We start from the raw sequence: 810 nt of genomic DNA on the forward strand, positions 1-810 counted from the left end.
TGCAAACGGCTCTGATATTTCAAAATTCATGCATGGAATAAACCAGTGCTATGCACAATATTTCAATACAAGGCATAAACGCTGCGGACATGTGTTTCAAGACAGATTCAAAAGCAAAATTGTCAATAATGAGAGGTATCTTTTTACCCTTTCTGCATACATACACAATAATCCAGTTGATATTGAAGAATACAAAACATGCCCGGAAAATTTCAAATATTCAACATTAGGCATATATCTTGGAAAGAATAAGGACACAATTGGAATAGTAGATGAAGAGTTCATAATGGGATTTTTCTCAAAGAAAGTTAAGAAAGCAAGAGAGAACTATTACAAGTTTGTTTTGATATGCAATAATGAAAATAAGAAGGCACATTTTGAATTTAAAGATGAAAAGAGCGAATACAGAAGCGAGAGAACAGTACTTATAAGAGGCTATAAGCCAGAGGATATAATGGATTTTATAGCCGAGTACACAAAAACAAATAAAAAGATGCTGCATTGGAAGTACAAGAGGGAAGCAAAAGAGAGCAGGGCATTATTCATATTTTTAATAAGGTACTACTGTGACTTAACATACAAAGATATATGCAGAATAGTAGGAAGGGTTACATTATCAAGGATATCTGAACTTGAAGATATAGGCGTTGAACTTATTGAAAAAGATGAGCGGTATAAAAATATAATGGAAGATTTTTTGAAGTATAAAGCTGTATAGTTATAGTAGAAGCAAAGATAATTAAATTTTAAAAAAAGTGTAAAAGAAAAATTTGTTTTTAATATACTAAAAGTGGACAAGCAGCTTAAAAA

The 810-nt window shown here is 31.0% G+C and carries 1 protein-coding gene; it reads left to right on the forward strand.

Features of this window, described 5'->3' with window-relative positions:
- Positions 1-718 (forward strand): transposase (locus M2651_RS14225; RefSeq protein WP_252132998.1); only part of this gene is annotated, 718 nt, incomplete at its 5' end.
- Positions 719-810 lie beyond the last annotated feature (92 nt).

It is taken from the genome of Clostridium caldaquaticum (genome assembly GCF_023806125.1).
Lineage (GTDB): Bacteria > Bacillota > Clostridia > Clostridiales > Clostridiaceae > Clostridium_AT > Clostridium_AT caldaquaticum.